General features: G+C 71.4%; 19 protein-coding genes and 1 tRNA gene. 12 read left to right on the top strand and 8 right to left on the bottom strand.

The window, feature by feature from the left end:
* Positions 1–96: 96 nt before the first annotated feature.
* On the bottom strand, positions 97–2094 hold the full coding sequence (locus GA0115234_RS18510; protein WP_093543385.1) for a bifunctional glycosyltransferase 87/phosphatase PAP2 family protein: 1998 nt from the start codon (positions 2092–2094) through the stop codon (positions 97–99).
* Between the two features lie 402 nt (positions 2095–2496).
* Here GA0115234_RS18510 and GA0115234_RS18505 point away from each other — a divergent pair, with 402 nt between their 5' ends.
* Both GA0115234_RS18505 and GA0115234_RS18500 read left to right on the top strand, forming a co-directional pair.
* Positions 2497–3591: a DUF2330 domain-containing protein gene (locus GA0115234_RS18505; RefSeq protein WP_093543383.1), complete on the top strand. Its 1095-nt coding sequence runs from the start codon at positions 2497–2499 to the stop codon at positions 3589–3591.
* A 43-nt stretch (positions 3592–3634) separates the two neighbouring features.
* Entirely contained in the window at positions 3635–4171 is a 537-nt protein-coding gene (locus tag GA0115234_RS18500) for a GNAT family N-acetyltransferase (RefSeq protein WP_093543381.1), read from the top strand.
* 21 nt (positions 4172–4192) lie between these two features.
* Here the strand turns inward: GA0115234_RS18500 and GA0115234_RS18495 are convergent, their stop codons facing one another.
* Entirely contained in the window at positions 4193–6241 is a 2049-nt protein-coding gene (locus GA0115234_RS18495) for an MFS transporter (protein WP_093543010.1), read from the bottom strand.
* Between the two features lie 153 nt (positions 6242–6394).
* On the opposite strand from GA0115234_RS18495, the gene GA0115234_RS18490 reads away from it, so the two are divergent.
* Positions 6395–7438, top strand: coding sequence for a peptidoglycan-binding domain-containing protein (locus tag GA0115234_RS18490; protein WP_237541500.1), 1044 nt, complete (start codon positions 6395–6397; stop codon positions 7436–7438).
* Positions 7439–7681: 243 nt separating this feature from the next.
* Positions 7682–8344, top strand: a complete 663-nt coding sequence (locus GA0115234_RS18485) for an HAD-IA family hydrolase (protein WP_093543007.1) — start codon at positions 7682–7684, stop codon at positions 8342–8344.
* A 90-nt stretch (positions 8345–8434) separates the two neighbouring features.
* On the opposite strand, the gene GA0115234_RS18480 is transcribed toward GA0115234_RS18485, so the two are convergent.
* Positions 8435–9169, bottom strand: a complete 735-nt coding sequence (locus tag GA0115234_RS18480) for an ABC transporter permease (protein ID WP_093543005.1) — start codon at positions 9167–9169, stop codon at positions 8435–8437.
* A 267-nt stretch (positions 9170–9436) separates the two neighbouring features.
* Between GA0115234_RS18480 and GA0115234_RS18475 the strand changes: the two genes are divergently transcribed.
* The 3 genes from GA0115234_RS18475 (at position 9437) to GA0115234_RS18465 (ending at position 12449) form a co-directional block, all read left to right on the top strand.
* Positions 9437–10081 carry an HNH endonuclease family protein gene (locus GA0115234_RS18475; RefSeq protein WP_093543003.1) on the top strand — a complete coding sequence of 215 codons (645 nt, stop codon included), beginning with the start codon at positions 9437–9439 and terminating at the stop codon, positions 10079–10081.
* Between the two features lie 921 nt (positions 10082–11002).
* Positions 11003–11458: a DoxX family protein gene (locus tag GA0115234_RS18470; protein ID WP_093543001.1), complete on the top strand. Its 456-nt coding sequence runs from the start codon at positions 11003–11005 to the stop codon at positions 11456–11458.
* 319 nt (positions 11459–11777) lie between these two features.
* Positions 11778–12449: a DedA family protein gene (locus GA0115234_RS18465; protein WP_093543000.1), complete on the top strand. Its 672-nt coding sequence runs from the start codon at positions 11778–11780 to the stop codon at positions 12447–12449.
* Here the strand turns inward: GA0115234_RS18465 and GA0115234_RS18460 are convergent.
* The 3 genes from GA0115234_RS18460 to GA0115234_RS18450 all read right to left on the bottom strand — a co-directional run bounded on the left by GA0115234_RS18460 (position 12436) and on the right by GA0115234_RS18450 (position 13979).
* Positions 12436–12660 (bottom strand): DUF2277 domain-containing protein, encoded by a 225-nt coding sequence (locus tag GA0115234_RS18460; protein WP_093542998.1) that lies wholly within the window; start codon positions 12658–12660, stop codon positions 12436–12438. The two genes, GA0115234_RS18465 and GA0115234_RS18460, sit on opposite strands and share 14 nt — an antisense overlap.
* An 86-nt stretch (positions 12661–12746) precedes the next feature.
* Positions 12747–13223: a DUF7144 family membrane protein gene (locus GA0115234_RS18455; RefSeq protein WP_237541498.1), complete on the bottom strand. Its 477-nt coding sequence runs from the start codon at positions 13221–13223 to the stop codon at positions 12747–12749.
* A gap of 141 nt (positions 13224–13364) precedes the next feature.
* The gene (locus tag GA0115234_RS18450) at positions 13365–13979 is read right to left on the bottom strand and encodes a hypothetical protein (RefSeq protein WP_141718443.1); all 615 of its coding nucleotides are present in this window, start codon (positions 13977–13979) and stop codon (positions 13365–13367) included.
* 279 nt (positions 13980–14258) lie between these two features.
* Here GA0115234_RS18450 and GA0115234_RS44350 point away from each other — a divergent pair, with 279 nt between their 5' ends.
* Positions 14259–14333, top strand: coding sequence for a 50S ribosomal protein bL37 (locus GA0115234_RS44350; protein ID WP_015034725.1), 75 nt, complete (start codon positions 14259–14261; stop codon positions 14331–14333).
* An 87-nt stretch (positions 14334–14420) separates the two neighbouring features.
* On the opposite strand, the gene GA0115234_RS18445 is transcribed toward GA0115234_RS44350, so the two are convergent.
* Positions 14421–14492, bottom strand: a tRNA-Val gene (locus GA0115234_RS18445).
* 274 nt (positions 14493–14766) lie between these two features.
* Between GA0115234_RS18445 and GA0115234_RS18440 the strand changes: the two genes are divergently transcribed.
* From GA0115234_RS18440 to GA0115234_RS18425, 4 genes are all read left to right on the top strand, one after another.
* Positions 14767–15483, top strand: coding sequence for a DUF4097 family beta strand repeat-containing protein (locus GA0115234_RS18440; RefSeq protein WP_161275615.1), 717 nt, complete (start codon positions 14767–14769; stop codon positions 15481–15483).
* Between the two features lie 71 nt (positions 15484–15554).
* Positions 15555–16922 (top strand): hypothetical protein, encoded by a 1368-nt coding sequence (locus GA0115234_RS18435; protein WP_093542992.1) that lies wholly within the window; start codon positions 15555–15557, stop codon positions 16920–16922.
* Positions 16923–17160: 238 nt separating this feature from the next.
* On the top strand, positions 17161–17751 hold the full coding sequence (locus tag GA0115234_RS18430; protein ID WP_093542991.1) for a DUF4383 domain-containing protein: 591 nt from the start codon (positions 17161–17163) through the stop codon (positions 17749–17751).
* Between the two features lie 136 nt (positions 17752–17887).
* The gene (locus GA0115234_RS18425; protein WP_093542989.1) at positions 17888–18112 is read left to right on the top strand and encodes an FmdB family zinc ribbon protein; all 225 of its coding nucleotides are present in this window, start codon (positions 17888–17890) and stop codon (positions 18110–18112) included.
* 79 nt (positions 18113–18191) lie between these two features.
* Here the strand turns inward: GA0115234_RS18425 and GA0115234_RS18420 are convergent, their stop codons facing one another.
* On the bottom strand, positions 18192–18851 hold the full coding sequence (locus GA0115234_RS18420) for an O-methyltransferase (RefSeq protein ID WP_093542988.1): 660 nt from the start codon (positions 18849–18851) through the stop codon (positions 18192–18194).
* Positions 18852–18888: the final 37 nt, after the last annotated feature.

Below are 18888 nucleotides of genomic sequence, written 5' to 3'. Positions count from 1 at the left end.
GGGCGGACGGGCGGATGCTGGTCGGGCGGCGATCCACGCCGAAGGGGTGCCAGGACGAGTTGTTCGTCCCGGCACCCCTTCGGCCCTTCCGCACCCTCAGAGCTGCTTGCCGCCCACCGGGTCGTCCGTCGCTCTCGGCATCTGCACCGGCACCTGCACCGGCAGCGGCGCCGCCAGGTCGTCCTGCGGCTTCGCCGCCGCCGGTACGGCCGCCGGCCGCAGCTTCCGGGGCCCCGCCAGCAGATGGGTGAGCCCGAAGCCGAGCGCGACCACGGCTGCTCCGCCCACCGCGTCCAGCACCCAGTGATTGGCCGTGGCGATGATCGCGGAGACCGTGAAGAGCGGGTGCAGCAGCCCAAGTACCTTCATCCACGCCTTCGGGGCCAGCAGGAAGACGACCACACCGCACCAGAGCGACCAGCCGAAGTGCAGCGAGGGCATCGCCGCGTACTGATTGGTCATCTCGGTCAGGCTTCCGTAGTCCGGCTTCGCGAAGTCCTGGACGCCGTGGACCGTGTCGATGAAGCCGAGCCCCGGCATCAGGCGTGGCGGGGCCAGCGGGTAGAGCCAGAAGCCGACCAGCGCGAGCAGCGTGGCGAAGCCGATGGTGCTGCGGGCCCAGCGGTAGTCCGCGGGGCGGCGTACGTAGAGCACCCCGAGGATCACCAGCGGCACGATGAAGTGGAAGGTCGAGTAGTAGTAGTCGAAGAAGCCCCTCAGCCGGCCGATGTTCACGACCGCGTGGTTGGCCCAGTGCTCGATGTCGATGTGCAGCCACTGTTCGATGGAGTGGATCTGGCGGCCGTGGTGTTCGGCGGTGGCGCGGCCGGCCGTGGCCGCGAGCCTGACATGGGCGTACGCGGAGTACACGACCCTGATCAGGAGCAGTTCCAGCAGCAGGTTGGGCCGGCTCAGCACCCGCCGCCAGAACGGCAGCAGCGGGACGCGGCTCCAGCGGGCCGGGACCGGGGCGGCACGGTCCGCGGGAACGGGGTGCTGCCAGTGCTCCGAGGTACGCGGCAGGAACGGCACGGCGCAGGCCGCGGCGAGCGCGACGATCAGCAGCACGTTGTCGCGTACGGGGAAGACCGCCTCGATGTTCGGCAGCAGCACCGTCCCCGGCAGCGTGAGCACGAGGACCACGACCGCGGGCCAGACCAGCCGGTCGGAGGCCCGCTTCCCGACCCGGCCGACCACGGCGAGCAGCACCCACAGCAGCTGGTGCTGCCAGGCGGTCGGCGAGACGGCGACCGCGACGCAGCCGGTCACGGCGACGGCGAGGAGCAGCTGCCCGTCCCCCGCGTACCGCGCGGCGCGGCGCAGCCCGAGGAAACAGACGGCGGCCGCCAGCACCACGTACAGCGCGATCTCCAGCGGGCCCGCGAGACCGGACCGGAGCAGGGCGCCGTGCAGGGACTGGTTGGCGAGGCCGTCCGCGGTGCCGCCGAGCCCGGCGCCCGCGACATGGTGCACCCAGTACGTCCATGAGTCGCCCGGCATGACGGCCCAGGCGAGGGCGGTGCAGGCGGCGAACGCCGCGCCGCCGGTCACCGCGGCCCGCCGGCGTCCGGTCAGCCGGAACAGCACGGCGAAGAGCAGCACGGTCGGCTGGAGCGCGGCCGCCAGTCCGATCAGGAGGCCCGGGGCGCGTTCCCCGCGCACCACGAAGCAGCCCAGCAGCACCAGCAGGACCGGCAGGATGCTGGTCTGCCCCAGGTACAGCGCGTTGCGGACCGGCAGCGAGACCATCAGCAGGCTGATCGCGACGGGCGCGGCCAGCAGCGCGGTACGGCGGGACACCGGCCCCGGCAGCGCACGGGCGGCGACGATGCCCAGCGCGGCGACGAGCAGCAGCGAGCCGAAGGTCCAGACGACGCCCAGGTTCTGTTCCGCGGCGCGGGCCAGCGGTTTCAGCACCAGCCCGGCGAACGGGGTTCCGGTGAACCGGTCGCTGTCGTACAGCGAGCCCGTCACATGCAGCACGCCGTTCTCGCCGATCCAGGTCTCCAGATCGGTGAGCCGTTCGCCCGGCGGCTGTCTCAGCACCACCGCCATCTGCCGTACGGCCAGAGCGGCCACAACCAGCCAGAGCAGGGCACGGGCGGTCCCGGTCCTCGCTCCCGTCGCCGCGTCCCCGCCCACACTGTGCTCCGCATTCGCCACGCTGCGCCGACCCTCCCGCCGATCCGGCACCCGTCCCTCGATCCGGGCGTCTCCGAAACCATCGCATTGCACTACGAGATAGACCCAATCGACCCCCTTTTCACCTGAATATCATCCGATTTACGATCGAAAAAATGTCCGAAAGTACGGGTGTGTCGGGCCACTGGAAGCGGAAGTACGGCCGGAACCGGAACTCGGGTTCGTACGTCCTCCCCCGTGTTCGTCGTTCACGGGGGAGGCAGGCGGTACATGCGGCACACAGGGGTGAAGCGGAGCACGCGGGGTGACGGTGGCGGGCGCGCGTGGACGGCGCGGGCGCTCTCCCTGCTGCTGATGCTGGTGTCACTGCAACTGGGGTCGCTGATCAGCCCGGCGTTCGCCTGCGGCTGCGGGGCGATGATCCCGGGCGGGGAGACCCGGGTCTCGGTCGACCGGGAGACCTCGGTGGTCGGCTGGGACGGCCGGACCGAGCAGATCGTGATGCGGCTCACGGTCCGCGGGAACGCCCCCGAGGCGGCCTGGATCATGCCGGTGCCGCACCGCGCGAGCGTGGAGCTCGGCGATCCCGGTCTCTTCTCCGAGCTCTCCGCCCTGACCTCGCCGGAGCTGGTGACCAGGCACTACTTCTGGCCCCGCGCCCACGACTGGCCGTTCGCCGGCTCCTCCGGCGTCGGGGACGGGGCACGGGCTCCTGCGGCCGGGGCCCCGTCGGTCGAGGTGGTCGGCCGGGAGCGGCTCGGCCCCTTCGACGTGGCGCGGCTGGCCGCGAACGACCCGGAGGCGCTGCGGAAGTGGCTGGAGGACAACGGCTTCGACCTGCCCGACCGGCTGGCGACGGCGCTGAAGCCCTATGTCGACCAGGGGTGGGAGTACGTCGCGATCCGGCTCGCTCCCCGCGAGGGCCACAACCCGCTCGGCGGCACGCTCGACCCGCTGCGGCTGCGCTTCGCCAGCGACCGGCTGGTCTACCCGATGCGCCTGTCGAAGCTGGCGTCGACCCCGCAGCAGCTCGGCCTGTACGTCCTCGCCGCGCATCGGATGGAGCCGCGCGGCCCGATCGGCGGCGATACGCCGGAGGTGACGTACGCGGGCCGGATCGATCCCCGCTCGACGACGGGGGACACGGACGCGCTCGACGGGCTGACGGGCGGGAAGCCGGTGTTCCTCACCGCGATCGAGCAGTCGTTCCCGCACCCGGAGCGGATCGGCGGCGATCACGAGCTGCGCGCGGCCGACGCCGACACCCCGTACCGGCGCCAGGTGTACGAGAACCGGCTGCTGACCGTGGTCGGCACCCCCGCCTGGGTGCTGTCGCTGCTCGCGGCGGTGCTGCTGGTGGCGGCCGTCGTGGTGCTGCTGGTGCTGAGGGCCGGGCGGCGGGCGGTGCGGGAGCGGCCGGAGGGACCGGAAGGGCCCGCCGCCCGGTGAAATCGTTGGCCGCCTTGGTCGTGCTCAGGTCAGAATGGCCGGCATGACCTGGACGTTGGCCCCTGAACCGTTCGACTCCCCCGATGCCTCGCTGCTGCGCCGCGACTACTACGACGAGGTCGCCAGCCGCTACTGGGGGCGGCCCGCCACCGCCGAGGAGATCGACGAGGGGCTCACCGACGACGGGGCCGACCGGCTCGTCCCGCCCACCGGCCAGTTCGTCGTCGGCCGCTTCGACGGCGAGGCGGCGGCCTGTGCCGGGCTGCTGGTGGTGGACGCGGACACCGCCGAGCTGACGCGGGTGTTCGTACGCCCCGGACACCGGGGCACGGGCGGCGGCGGACTGCTCCTGGCGGCCGTCGAGGAGGCGGCCCGCGCCTTCGGCATCCGCACGCTCCGGCTCGACACCCGCAACGACCTGGTAGAGGCGCGGGGGCTGTACGCCAAGCACGGCTACCGGGAGGTCCCGGCGTTCCACCGGCGGAACCAGTACGCGGAGCACTGGTTCGCGAAGGAGCTGCCCCCGACGCCCTCGGTATCCGAGGCAGCCACGACGCCCTCGACGCCCGCGGGGCCGTAGCGCGGTTCAGGCACGCACGGTTCAGGCCGCGTGGTCCCGCTTCGGTTCGGGGCTGTGCGGTCGTTCCTTGCTCGACCCGTTCGTCTCGGCGGTCAGCTCCTCCACGAGTCTGACCAGATCGGTCGGGCGGTCCGGCCCCCACCAATCACCCAGCAGCTCGGCCATGGACTCCTCCCGGGCGTCCGAGAGCTTCACCACCACTTCCGATCCGGCCTCGGTGAGCACCAGCTGTACGCCCTCGCGCCGCACCAGCCGGCGTTCCTCCAGCTGGCGTGCCGCGTCACTGATCACCCGCAGCGGCACGGGGGCGATGTCGGCGAGCATCGCCGGTTCGACCGTGCCGTGCCGTTTGATGCGCAGCAGCATCCAGCTCGCCGCGGGCAGCAGGTCGTACCCCGCCCTCTTGGTGATCTTCACATAGATCTCGCGGCGCCCCGCCCGGGTGGCGAGCACCGAGAGCGCGCGGGCGCATTCGTCGTACGAGGACCGCTCGACCGGGTTCGACGCCAGCGTCTCGCTCACCTCCGGAGCCGTCACCGAGCCACGTAGTTTGTCCTCCTTGAGGAACCAGGCGAAGACGAAGGCGACCAGTACGACGGGAGCCGCGTACAGGAACACGTCCGTGATCGATGTCGAGTAGGCGTGGAGCACCGCGGGCCGCAGCGTGGGCGGCAGTTGTCCGATGGCGCGCGGGTCGGAGGCCAGTCCGTTCGCACCGGCGCCGGGGGGCAGTGCGTGGCCGGCGAGCGCCGCGGCGAGTTTGTCGGTGAGCCGGTTGGTGAAGATCGTGCCGAAGACGGCGACACCGAACGAGGCACCGATGGAACGGAAGAAGGTGGCCCCGGAGGTGGCGACACCGAGATCCTCGTACGTGACGGCGTTCTGCACGACCAGCACCAGGACCTGCATCACCAGGCCGAGCCCCGCGCCGAAGACGAAGAAGTAACTGCTCATCACCCAGGTGCTGCTGGTCTCCGTGAGCCGGTGCAGCAGCAGGAGCCCGATGGCGGTCAGACCGGTGCCCGCGATCGGGAAGACCTTCCAGCGGCCGGTGCGGCTGACGATCTGACCGGAGGCGGTCGAGGTGAGGAGCAGCCCCAGCACCATCGGGAGCATGTGCACACCGGACATCGTCGGCGAGATGGAGTGCACCACCTGGAGGAAGGTCGGCAGGTAGGTCATCGCCCCGAACATCGCGAAGCCGACGACGAAGCTGATGACGGCGACGAGCGTGAAGGTCCTGATCCGGAAGAGCTTCAGCGGGATGACGGGTTCGGCGGCCCGGCGCTCCACGTACACGAAGGCGATCAGCAGCAGCACGCTCAGCACGGAGAGGCCGATGATCTGTGCCGAGCCCCAGGCCCAGGTGGTGCCGCCGAGCGAGGCGACGAGCACCATGCAGGTGGCGACGGCGGCGATGAGGAAGGTGCCGAGGTAGTCGATGGTGTGTTTCGTGCTGCGGACCGGGATGTGCAGTACGGCGGCGATCACCAGGAGCGCCACGACGCCGATCGGCAGGTTGATGTAGAAGACCCACCGCCAGGTGAGCTGCTCGGTGAACAGACCGCCGAGGAGCGGCCCGAGGACGCTCGTCGCACCGAAGACCGCCCCGAACAGGCCCTGGTACTTGCCCCGTTCGCGCGGCGGGACGAGATCGCCGACGATCGCCATCGAGAGCACGATGAGGCCACCGCCGCCGAGTCCCTGAAGGGCCCTGAAGCCGATGAGCTGCGGCATGTTCTGGGCGATGCCGCAGAGCGCCGAACCGATGAGGAAGATGACGATGGCGGCCTGGAAGAGCTTTTTGCGGCCGTACTGGTCGCCGAGCTTGCCCCAGAGCGGGGTCGCGGCGGTCGACGCCAGCAGATAGGCCGTGACCACCCAGGAGAGGTGTTCCAGCCCGCCGAGGTCGCTGACGATGGTGGGCAGCGCGGTGGCGACGATGGTCTGGTCGAGCGCGGCCAGGAGCATGCCCAGGAGCAGTGCCCCGATGGCCACGAGGATCGACCGCCTGGAGCGCTCTCCGCCGGGGGCCTCGGCCGGTGCCGGGGGGCTCAAATGCTGGGCCATGGAACATCTCCTCGGGTCCGCTACATCCCTATCCTGGCCTTTCCGTGCCGTTATGGCCTGCTGAGCAGGGCACGCCGGGAGCGCGCTGCATAATCGCAGGGCAATCAAGGGGAGGGGCCCACAATGACCGGACATATATGCCCGGAGTGCGGTATGGACAGCGGACCCGGCGGAAGAACCGGGGCCCGTTCCGCGTGCGGCTGCGGGCAACCGGCCGCCGAGCGGCACCGGGCCGCCGAGCAGCACCGGGGCGCCGAGCAGTACCAGGCCGCCGAGCAGCACCGGGTCGAGCGGTCGGCGGTCGGCAGGGCGGAGATCGCGGCCGCCGAGGACTTCGATCCGCTGCGGATACGGCCGTACGTGACGCTGGGGAACGACACTGTTCCGGCCGCCGAGGAGGAGCGTCCGGACAGGCCTGGGTCGCGTCTTCCCGTGGAAGAGGGAGCGGGGGCGCGCCTTCCCATGGAGGATGCGGCAACGACGATGCCGCTGTTCCTGGGCCGGGATCCGGCGGACCGCCCACTGCCGGACACCGCCGGCCCGGCCGATCCGTCCGGCCCCTTCGACGACCAGGAGCCCGAACCGTCGCACCGTCGCCGTCCCTTCGCGGCCGCCGCGGTCGGAGTGGCCCTGATCGCCGTGGTGGGCGCTGCGGCCTTCGCGAGCGGGCTCCTCGGCGGAGGCGGCAACGGGGACGCGGACCAGCGGCAGGCTCTGCCCGGCACGGTGGCCGATGTCCCCGGGGCGAGCGTCCGCGCGACGGAGCCGACGGCCTCCGTACCGCCCTCGCCCTCCGCATCGGCTCCCGCGTCGCCGTCCGCACCCGCCTCGGCCTCGGCCTCGCCCTCGGCAAGCACCTCGCCGTCCTCCTCCGCGTCCCCGGCCTCCTCACAGCCGCCCTCGCCCTCGCCCTCGCGGACCACGAGCGGTTCACCGTCGGCCGCGCCGCCCGCATCCCTGGCCGGAGCCGCGCTGCACCCCGGCGACCAGGGCCCCGAGGTGGCCGAGCTGCAACGCCGCCTGGCGGAGCTGTGGCTGTACCCCGGGCGCGACGACGGCACCTACTCGGACCAGGTCGAGCGCGCGGTGAGGGTCTATCAGTCGTACAAGTTCATCGAGGGCGACCCCTCGGGGGTGTACGGCCCCCACACCCGCCGCGCCCTGGAGGCGGAGACGACGGGCCGGGGCTCCTCCTGAGACCAGGGGCGGAAGAGGCCGAGGCTCCCTTGAGGCCCAGGGACGGAAGGGGTCCGACCGCCCGGATCGGAAGGGATTGGCTTTCTCGGACATGTTTTTGTATCGTGATGGAACAAAGTAGCCTCCGCCCGCCACCCCCTGACCGGCGGGCGAGGCTGCTTGTTCTCTTTCCCGCGTCTTGCTCTCCTTCCCGCGTCCGCGTCCCCCGGCGCCTGCGCTTCCCCCCCGTTCTGGAGCCCGCCCATGCCGGCCACCGTCCTCACCGCCCGCGCCCTCCTCCTGGACATGGACGGCACCCTGGTGAACTCCGATGCCGTAGTGGAGCGCTGCTGGCGGCGCTGGGCGCTGCGCGAGGGGCTGGACCCGGAGGCCGCGCTCAAGGTCGTCCACGGGCGGCAGGGGTACGCCACCATGGCGGTGCTCCTCCCGGACCGCCCGATGGAGCAGAACTACGCGGACAACCGGGCCATGCTCGCCGAGGAGACCGCCGACACCGACGGCGTCGTGCCGGTCGGCGGCGCCCCCGCCTTCATGGACGCGATCGCCGCACTCCCGCACGCCCTGGTCACCTCGGCCGACGCGGCGCTGGCCCGGACCCGGATGACCGCGTCGGGTCTGCGGATGCCCGAGATCCGCGTCACCGCCGAGAACGTCGGCGCCAGCAAGCCGGACCCCGAGGGCTTCCTCAAGGGCGCGGCCGAGCTGGGCTTCGACCCGGCGGACTGCATCGTCTTCGAGGACTCGGAGGCGGGCATCGCGGCGGGCCGGGCGGCGGGCATGCGGATCGTGGGCGTCGGCCCGCGCGCCGCAGCGCTCTCCCCCGACGCGCACGTCGAGGACCTGACGCAGGTCCGGGTGGAAGCGGCACCCGACGGCTCGATCCGCCTGCACATCAGCGCCCGATAGCCCCACGGACGGCCCCGGCCGCTCACCCACCCGCCTCGCTCGCCCCGCTCACCCTGCCGCGACCGCCCGCACCGGCCGGCCCGACCGCCCTCACTCCCGGTGCAGCCGGCCCCGCGCCACGAGTTCGAGCACCGTCGTGACGGCCACCGCCTGCACGGCCATCAGGGCTACCAGTACGAACAGCTGCACGGCCCCCGCCTGCACCGGCGAGGCGCCGCCCAGCAGCATGCCCACGAAGGCGCCCGGCAGGGTCACGAGCCCCACCGTCCGGGTCTGATCGAGCCCCGGCAACAGCGCGTCCGCCGCCGCGGGCCGGGCGATCTCCATCCGCGCGTCACGGTCGAGCAGCCCGAGCGCCATACCCGCTTCCACCTCCCCGCGCCGGGTCGTCAGCTCATCCAGCGCCCGCCGCCCGCCGAGCACCGTCGCGGTCAGCGCACCGCCGATGAGGATGCCGGTCACCGGGATCAGCGCGATGCCCCGGACCGGGAGGAGTCCGGTGAGCAGCAGCAGGGCGACCACCGGCACGACCCCCGCCGCGATCGGCAGCGCCGCCCACCACCAGGTGCCGTTGCGGGTGACCCGGCGCCCCGCGGTCCGTACCGCCACGGCGTACATCAGCGCCATGAACGCGAGCAGCGGCGGCAGCGCATGGACCACCCAGCCGATGAGCAGGGAAACCGCGGCGAGCTGGACCGCGGCCCGCAGTCCGGCCAGCAGAATCTCGCGCGACCGGCCGAGCGAGGCCAGCGCGGCGACTCCGGCCGCCGCCGCGAGCAGCACGGCGAGCACGACCCCGAGCGTGATGTTGACCGGTAGCAGCACGCCGCAACCCTACGACCGGCCCGGCTCGGACCACCCGCGCGAATCGGCCGCGGGCGCCCACGCATTGTCGCCGCGTCAGCCCGTACGCCCGCGCAGATGCGGACGTACGCCCCCATGCTCCAGCCCTGTTGGTCAGAACTCTTGATGTGACGTGGCCATGTCGCCACTCTGTTACCTGGCGCCCACCCCACGGAAACCTGGCGCCGTCACGATGGCCGGGCCCCACGGGTCACCCGTCCAAGGTCCCCCCACATCAAGGGAGTTCGCATGTCTGGTGTCTACGCGCGTCGCATCGCCGTCGTCGCCGCATCCGCCGCCTTCGCCGCAACCACCGGCCTGCTCACCGCGCCTTCCGCACAGGCGGCCATGCCCACCCCGGTCTCCGCTTCGACCGCCCGCACCTATCTGAGCGAGCTGACCGTCGCCCCCGAGGGCTCGTCGAGCGGCTACAGCCGCGACAAGTTCCCGCACTGGATCACCCAGTCGGGCGCCTGCAACACCCGCGAGGTCGTCCTCGAACGCGACGGCACGAACGTGGAGACGAACTCCAGCTGCGCCGCCGTCAGCGGCAGTTGGTACTCGGAGTACGACGGCGCCACCTGGACCGCCGCGTCCGACCTGGACATCGACCACATGGTCCCGCTCGCCGAGGCCTGGCGGTCGGGCGCCAGCAGCTGGACCACCGCCCAGCGGCAGGCGTACGCCAACGACCTGACGCGCCCGCAGCTCATCGCGGTCACGGACAACGTCAACCAGGCCAAGGGCGACAAGGACCCGGCCAAGTGGATGCCGCCGCGGGACGCGTACAAGTGCACGTACGCCCGCGCCTGGGTGCACGTGAAGCACTACTACGACCTGACCGTCGACTCGGCCGAGAAGAGCGCGCTGCAGTCCATCCTGAACAACTGCTGATCCACACAACGGAGTCGGGCCCCGGCAGGGCCCGGAACGAGGAGCCCTGAGAGCTCCCTGGCGGAACCGCCGGCCTCCCCGCGCCGCTTCCGCGTCGTCCCGCCCCACCCTGCCCCGCCCCCGCTTCCGCGTCGTCCCGCACCGTACGGAGCCGTGCACACCGCACGGCTCCGTACTTGTGTGCGCGAGCGCACAAGGGTGCATGGCAGCGCACGGGGACGCCCGAGGCGACCGGGAGCGCCCGAAGCGCACCCGGAGGCGCCCGGGACGGCGCGAGAGGGAGCCCCGGACCGCCGGTCCCACCACCTGAGCCACCGACGCATTTTCGGCCGAGTACGGCCCCGCGTTGGCCGACACGCGCACGGCCCGCGCGCTCGACCATCAGCGACGCCCGACACTCGACGCCGAGGAGACCCGCCGGGACCGCGAAGAGGCCCCGCCCGCCCTCTCCGCCCGCCCGGCTCCCCCGACCACCCCTCGCCGCCACGGCTCCCACCGTCATTGGTCCACCCCACAGAACCGCGGAGCGCGGCGTCATGCCGCGGCGAACGCGGCGGGCCCGAGGGGCGCCGGGCGCACTCCGGCCGCCGACCGCGACGGGACGGCGGATCCGCGGACCGCTCGCGGCACGAGCGGACGGGCGCATCACCGGCCCAGTGGTACAGGAGCGGCGGATCTCGGTCCGGCGACCAGCCCGCGCCCCACCCCCGCATGGCCGGAAAGCTGCGCTGCCATTGGTTCAGGCCAAGGCCATGACAGGAGGTACACAGCTTGCGGCAGCACCGGACCGGAGGCTGACCGACAACCACGGGGCGGCTTTCAGCCAGTCGACATAATGTTGAACTTGCAAGCATTGGTGAGGTTTCCCTAATCTGAGCCACTCAGTCGGTTCACGTCCCCACCAGACCGAAGGAGCCCCCCATGCAGACACACCTGAACCAGGCCCGGCCGTACGCGCTCGGCCTCTTCCGGATCGTCGTAGGCCTGCTCTTCACCTCCCACGGCGCCGCCTCACTCTTCGGCATCCTCGGCGGCACGATGGGCGGCGGCTCCATACCCGCCGGCACCTGGCCCGGCTGGTACGCGGCGGTCATCCAGTTCGTCGGCGGCATCCTCGTGATGCTCGGGTTCGGCACCCGTACCGCCGCCCTGATCTGCTCCGGCTCCATGGCGTACGCGTACTTCAAGGTCCACCAGCCCGAGGCGCTGTTCCCACTGCAGAACGGCGGTGAGCCCTCGGCCATCTTCTGCTGGACCTTCCTCCTGCTGGTCTTCACCGGCCCCGGCGCACTGGCCGTGGACCGGCTCTTCGGCCGGGGCGACACGGCACACGAAGAGGACCGCACATCCGAGCAGGCACCGCCGGTCACGGTCTGACCCGCACAAAGAGCGCCCCACCCGCCCACGGACCGCTCCCCACCCCGATCCCGACCCCATCCCCGGGCCGCACTCCTCACCCCACTCCCCGGGCCGCTCCCGGGACCGTTTCCCTGGCCCGAGCCGGTCGTTCCTCACGTACATCCGGGCGTGCGCCCGGAACCGAGGCTTCCCATTTCTGGGTGTACGTGAGGTTCCCAACATCACTCGTATTTATGGATCACCGGATGAACGCCAGGCGTACGCTGTACAGCTGACCCTGCCGCTCCTGCCGCTCCCCTGCGACGTCGCGGCGTTGTTCCGAATCGGGGAGTAGTAGGTGCTTGAGAGTGTGGGCGCGCTGACCAGCAGCCCATGGATCTACGCCGTGGTCGCCCTCTCGGTGCTCCTGGACGTCTTCCTGCCCCTGCTGCCCAGCGGGGTGCTGGTGATCACCGCCGCCACGGCGGCCGCCGCCGGTTCGACCACCGTCGCGGGCGCCGGCGCCGCCGGGCAGGTCACCGAGGTCCCCTCGCTCCTTGCCCTGATCCTCTGCGCGGCCACCGCCTCGGTGCTCGGCGACCTCGTCGCGTACCGGCTGGCCTGGCGCGGCGGGGAGCGCCTGGACCGGGCCATCGCCCGCTCCCGCCGCCTCACCTCCGCGCAGGAACGCCTCGGTGCCGCCCTCGCCCGGGGCGGCGGCATCCTCGTCATCATCGCCCGCTTCGCCCCGGCCGGACGCTCGGTGGTCTCCCTGGGCGCGGGTGCCGCGCATCGCAAGGTCAAGGAATTCCTGCCCTGGTCGGCCCTGGCGGGCGTGGCATGGGCCGGTTACAGCGTGGGCCTCGGCTACTTCGGCGGTCAGTGGCTCGGCGCGACCTGGGTGGGCACGGCCGTCTCGGTCCTCGCCCTGTTCGTGGCGGGCGCCCTGGCCGCGTACCTCATGCGCCGCCCGGCAGCGGAAGCGGCCGCCGCGGCTTCGGCGACCGCCACGGCTCCTACGGCGTCCTGACCGCACCCCGTATCTCCAGCCCGTCCAGCAGTCTGACGGTCGCCTCGGTGATCTCGTCGACGGCCTGGTCGAACACCTGCTGGTTGTGCGCGGCCGGGGCGCGGAAGCCGGACACCTTGCGGACGAACTGCAGGGCGGCGGCCCGGACCTCCTCCTCGGTGGCCTCTTCGGGGATGGCGGGCGGACGAAGGGTCTTGATACTGCGGCACATGTCTCCAGTGTGAACCGCACCACTGACAACCGCCCGCCTCGGACGACCGCCGGATGACCGCCTCGGACGCCCGCCTCGGGCGACCCTCAGATGACCGCCTTCGAACGGTCCGTGCACAGGGCCCAGATCACGAACACGTCGATGGCGATGGAGACGATCGCCCAGATCGGCTGGTACGGCAGCCAGATGAAGTTGACGATCAGGCTGATGGCGGCGAGCACCACACCCGTGGCGCGGGCCCAGCCGGCACCCTTGAGGATGCCCCAGCCGACGATCCCGAGCACGATGCCGAGGATGAGGTGGATCCATCCCCATGAGGTCACATCGAACTTGAACGTGTAGTTCCTGACGTGCGCGTAGACATCGTCGGTGGCGATCCCGGTGATCCCCTTGATCACTCCGAGGACACCGTCGACGAGCAGCAGAACACCGGCGAAGATGATCCCGCTGGCGGCCCAGGGGTTGATGTCCCCCTGATCGCGGTCGATGTTTCCCTGATCGGGGTTGATGCCCCCCTGACCGGGGGAACCCGCCGGACCGGGCGTGGGCGCTGCGTGTGCCATCGAAACTCCTTGGCCGGATCGGGACTGCGGGACAGAACCGACCCTGCCCGGCACCTGTCGGCGCAACCACTCGGACGCACCCGTACGGGTGACGGCCCGGACCGCGGCCCGCGGAGCCGGGGAACGGCTCCGCAGCCGTCGCTACGACGAGGGAAGCCGCGTCACCTTCGACACCTTGCACGTCATCTTGCCCGGCACCTTCCCGAGCCCCTGGGCCTTCTGCACCGACTTCCGCCCGGCCGCCAGATCGGTCGCCGTGGCCAGTCCCGAGGCCCGGCGCGTACCCTCGCCGTCCACGAATTCCACGGACACGATGTAGGACGCCTGGGTGTCGGAGTGGTTCACGATCTCCACATCCGCATCCGGCCACTCGGTCAGCGAGTCCACCTCGCACCGGGTGATCCGCACATCCCCCGTGGCGTCCGCACCGTCGAGGGCCGGCAGCTCCGTAGGGACATCGGAGGCATCACCCGGCGCGGGCTCCCCTTCCGCAGCGGGTGTGCCACCCTTCGTCGCCTCCACCGCCGACGGCTTCGACTTCGCCGACGACGACCCCCCGCCCCCGCTCGTCACGGCGACGAGCACGCCGAGCGCCAGCAGGACGGCCACCCCGCCGACCACGGACAGCGTGACGATCAGCCCGGTACGGGACTTCCTCGGCGGCTGCGGATACCCGTACGCCGCGGTAGCGGGCTGCGGCCAGTGCTCGTACGGCGACGAGGACGGCGGCTGAGCAGGCGGCCCGGCCTGAGGCACCTGGTTCTCCTGACCCGGCTGAGGCTCCTGACCGGGCTGGGGCGGCGGATAGCCGTACGACATATATCCCCCCTGGGACGGTACTGACGTGAACAGGCCACGTTACGGCGAGCCGGGGCTCGCCTCTCCCGCAGGGGGAGGCTCAAGGACTACGGACAGGAACGGCGACGCGCTCCTCCCGACCGCAGAGGACGTGTCCCCCGCCGACCGCTGATGCGACAGAGACGGGCCGAACCTAAACTGACGAAGGCACGAAACCCCAGGTGAGGGAGGCATCTCATGGCCAAGCGAGGAAACAAGCGCCGCGCCCGCAAGAAGAAGAACGCCAACCACGGCAAGCGCCCCAACGCCTGATCCGTACCCGTCACGGAGTCAGAACCTAAGCATGAGGAAACCCCAGGTCGGCTGAGGCTTGACCTGGGGTTTCTCTTTTTGAACCGGTGGGCGCGGACGGTTTCGAACCGCCGACATCTGCTTTGTAAGAGCAGCGCTCTACCCCTGAGCTACGCACCCGTGGATGAGGCAACAGCGTACATGGACTACGGCCCGTGGTCACAAACGGTGCCCGGCGGCAGCGGAGGGGTGATGGTGGTCGGGGAGGTGGGGGTGCGGGCTCGTACGGGGGATATCCCTACCCCGCGTACGGTAGCCCTCCGGATTCTGGCCGGGGCGGAGAGGTACGTACGGTGAAGCCGCAACGTCGGGAGCATCCGTCGTACGACCTGGGGGAAAGATCATCGTGGCAGTCCGTAGCCGTACTTTCATCGCGTCCGGTGGCGCCGTGCTCATGGCGCTCGCGCTTGCCGGTTGTGGCAGTGCGGACGTGGGCGACGCGCCTGCCGAGCACAAGTCGTTCGCGCTGAGCGGGAAGACGCTGACCATCCATTCCGGGCAGTCGTCGCTGGAGCTCGTGCCGGCCGATGTGCGGAAGGTCGAGGTGACCCGCCGTGTCGACGGTTGGGTGGTGCTCGGGAACGGGCCCGATCCGCGGTGGGAGATGGAGAACGACACCCTCACGCTCCAGGTGAAGTGCAAGGCGTTGGTCAGCAACTGTGACGCGCAGCATCAGGTGAAGGTGCCGCGCGGGGTGGCGGTGGTCGTCGAGGGGGACAACGGGAGGATCGTCGCCTCCGGCTTCCGTACCCCGCTCACGCTCGGCGCCGACAACGGCAGGGTGACCGTGCGGGACTGCACCGGGCCGCTCAAGCTGTCCAGCGACAACGGCGGCATCGTCGGCGAGCGGATATCGGCCAAGTCCGTCTCGGCCCGGTCCGACAACGGCCGAATCCAGCTGGGGTTCGCCGCCGCGCCGGATCTCGTGGACACCGCGAGCGACAACGGGGGGATCACCATCGATCTGCCAGCCGGTTCCGTGCGGTACGCGGTGGACGTCTCCGCCCGCAACGGGAACACCTCGGTGGACGCGCCGCGCAGCGCCGGCAGCAGTCATGTGGTGAAGGCCCGGAGCGACAACGGCCAAGTCACGGTCCGAAGCGTGAACTAACCGGCCCGTGTGTTCGTCCTTACCTGGTGGGAGAATGTACCGGGCAGGGCGAAACGGCACGGGAGAGGGATGTGACGGCGACAGACGCGCAGCCGCGGGCGGGAGCGGGTGGGATTTCCGCCGTCAGGGACGTCTTCGTGCTGATGCTGTTGCCGGTGCCGCTGCTCGCCGCCGCGCTGCCCGCCGCCTTCGCCGGTGGCGGTACGAGGCGCTGGTTCGGCGGGCGGGGGGAGAGTCAGCGCGCCGAGGCGCAGGCCGCGAAGGATGCCGCCGCCTCCGCCTTCTACGAGCTGGACACGGCCCAGCGCGATCTGCGGATCTCGATCGAGACGATCACCGCGGTGGACAGCTCGCCCGCCGCGCGCAAGGCCGTGGACGACTTCGCCGCCCTGGGCCGACGGATCGACGAAGCCAGTCATACGTACATCACCGCGGTCGACGCACACGACCTGGACCGGGACGATCTGGAGCCCTCGGTCGCCGCCCGCGCGCGGGCCGAGCTGGCCACGGCCAAGGACGAGCTGGTACGGGTCAAGGCCGAGCTGGACCGGTTCGGCCAGGGGCTCGGTCCGCTGCTGGGCAGTGCGGAGACGCAGCTCGCCCGGCTCGCGCCCGCCGTGGAGCGGGCCCGGCAGGCGCTGCTGGGTGCGAGCAACGCTCTCGATGCGGTGCGCGCGTCCGGTCTGCGGGCGGACGATCTCGCCGCCCGGCTGGCGGCCCTCGCTCCCGAGCTGACCAAGCTCAACCAGGGCGCCGGCCGGCACGGTGTTCCGGAGACCCTGCAGCGTGCCGACCGGGTGTTGCGCGATGCCGAGGCGGTGCGGTCCGAGGCGGCCGGGCTGCCCGGCCGCGCCGCCGAGATCGACCACCGGCTCGTATCGCTGCGCACGCGCGCCCAGGCGTTGACGACCCGGGCGGGTTCGGTGGAGCCGGTGCTGAGCGAGTTGCGGCGGCGTTTCTCGGCGGCGTGCTGGCAGGACCTCCAGCCCGTGCCCGAGCAGGCTGCCGTCAATGTGCGGCAGGCCGAGGAGAAGCTGAAGGAAGCCGCCCAGGCGCGGGACGAGCAGCGGTGGGCCGATGCGACGTCCCGGCTGAGCACGGTCCGCGCCTTGCTGAACGCCACGGACGAGGCGGTGTCCGCGGCCGGTGACCGGCTGCACCGGCTGGACGACGTGGCCAAGGACCCCCAGCAGGAGATCCAGCGGACCCGGTTCGCGGTCCGGGACGCGCAGCGCCTGGCCATGGCCGGTCGCAGCACGCCCGATCCGCGCCATGCCCGTCCGCTGGACGATGCCGTGGCCCGGCTGGATCGCGCCGTCGCCGGGCTCGACGGGCGCCATCCCGACTACTGGCACTTCCTGACCGAGACCGAGGCCGTCCGCCAGACGGCCGCGCACGTGGTCTCCGAGATCCGTGAGGAACGCGGAGCCGGCGCCTGAGCCGGGCCGAGCTGAACTGAGTGGTACGAAGTCGGCGGCCGAGCTGAACTGAGTGGTACGAAGTCGGCGGCTGGGCTGGGCCGAGTTGCGTTGTACGAGGTCGGTGCCCGATCTTTCTGTAGGGCCCGGCCACCTCCGTGCGTACACGCTCGGCTGTGGGCTCCGTACGCGTTCTCCGGCGCGCGGCGGCCACGCCTTGGGCGGATCCTGGTAGTACGCCCGAAGGAGGCCGACCGACATGGCCACCCACGTACTGCACGCCACGGGCCGACGGTCTCCCCGTCGCCGCAAGGCCACCCGGCTCGACCAGCATCTGCCGGTCGATCATCGGCTCAGTCAGGTCTATCGGGTCGGTGCAGGGCTGATGGGGCTGGTGCTGCTCGCCTTCGGTGTGCTGGGGCTGATCAACAAGATCGGCTTCTTCAGCACCGGCGGAGCCACCGTCGCGGGCCTCAACACCAACGGCGCCCTGAGCGTCCTGTCCATCTGCGTCGGCCTGCTGCTGTTCATAGGGATGGTGATCGGGGGCAACTTCGCCTCGACGCTCAACATGATTCTGGGCGTCGCCTTCATCCTCAGCGGCTTCGTCAATCTCGCGCTGCTGGAGACCGAGTACAACTTCCTCGCCTTCCACCTCCAGAACGTGCTGTTCAGCTTCGTGGTCGGCCTGATGCTGATGGTCTTCGGGATGTACGGGCGGGTCAGCGGCGGTCTTCCGCACGACAACCCGTACTGGCGGGCCCGGCACCCCGAGGAGGCCGAGCGGGAGGCACGGCTGACCCGGAAGGCGGCCACGTCGCCGATGCCGGCCGTCCGGCGCAGCCCCTGAACCGGTGCGGCCTCTGAGGCGGCGCAGCCCCTGAACCGGTCGTGGATCCCGGCCCCGTTTCGCTTTCTGCCGCCGCTCCTGACCCGCCGCCCGTCGTGCCTGTTTCCGGCGGACCGGTGACGGTTAGCCTGGGGCCATGCCTCGTTACGAATTCCGCTGCCGCTCCTGCGGAGACACGTTCGAACTCAGCCGCCCGATGGCCCAGTCCTCCGACCCGGCCTCCTGCCCCGCCGGGCACTCCGACACCGTGAAGCTGCTCTCCACCGTGGCCGTCGGCGGGTCGTCCGCCAAGTCCGCGCCCGCCGCCCCGTCGGCCGGTGGGGGCGGAGGCGGCTGCTGCGGTGGGGGTTGCTGCGGCTGAGGGCGGGCGGCCCCGGTGGTCCGGGGCCGCTGCCGGGGCCGGACCACCGGGGCCGCTGTCGGCTGCCGCTGCCTCTCCTCTACCGCTTACGGGAAAGCGTCAGGCCGTCCGACACGGTCAGCAGCACGCTGTCCATCCGCGGGTCGGCGGCCACGTGCTCGTTGAACTCCTTGATCGCCGCCGCTCCGCCGGTCGCCCCCGGGTCGGTCACCCTGCCGTGGAAGAGCACGTTGTCCGTGACGACGAGACCGCCCTGCCGCATCCTCGGCACCAGCTCCTCCCAGTACGGGATGTAGTTGGCCTTGTCCGCGTCCAGGTAGGCGAGGTCGATGTGCGGCTCGGCCGGCATCGCCCGCAGTGTGTCGAGCGCGGGGGCGATCCGGAGCTCGATCCGGTCCGCGACGCCCGCCTTCTCCCACGCCTCCCGGCCGTAGGCGGTCCACTCCTCCGAGACGTCGCAGGCGATCAGCCGTCCGTCGACGGGCAGCGCCTGCGCCATCGACAGGGCGGAGAAGCCGGTGAACGTCCCGACCTCCACGATGTGCCGGGCCCCCGTCAGCCGTACCAGGAAGGCGAGCAGCGGCCCCTGCTCCTCGGCCGACTGCATCCCGGCGTGCTCGGGCAGCCGTGCGTACGTGGTCTCGACGAGCTCGCGCTGCACCGCGTCGAGCGGCGGGTTGTGCGCCAGCATGTACGCGTACAGCTCGTCCGTGATCTTGGTTTCGTTGCCCTTGGTCATCCCGCGCTCCTCGTGCGTCGATCGGCCGGCACGCCTG

It is taken from the genome of Streptomyces sp. DvalAA-43, from assembly GCF_900091725.1.
In the GTDB taxonomy this organism is placed as follows: Bacteria; Actinomycetota; Actinomycetes; order Streptomycetales; family Streptomycetaceae; genus Streptomyces; species Streptomyces pulveraceus.
This window is presented reverse-complemented; position numbering and strand designations above follow the sequence as displayed.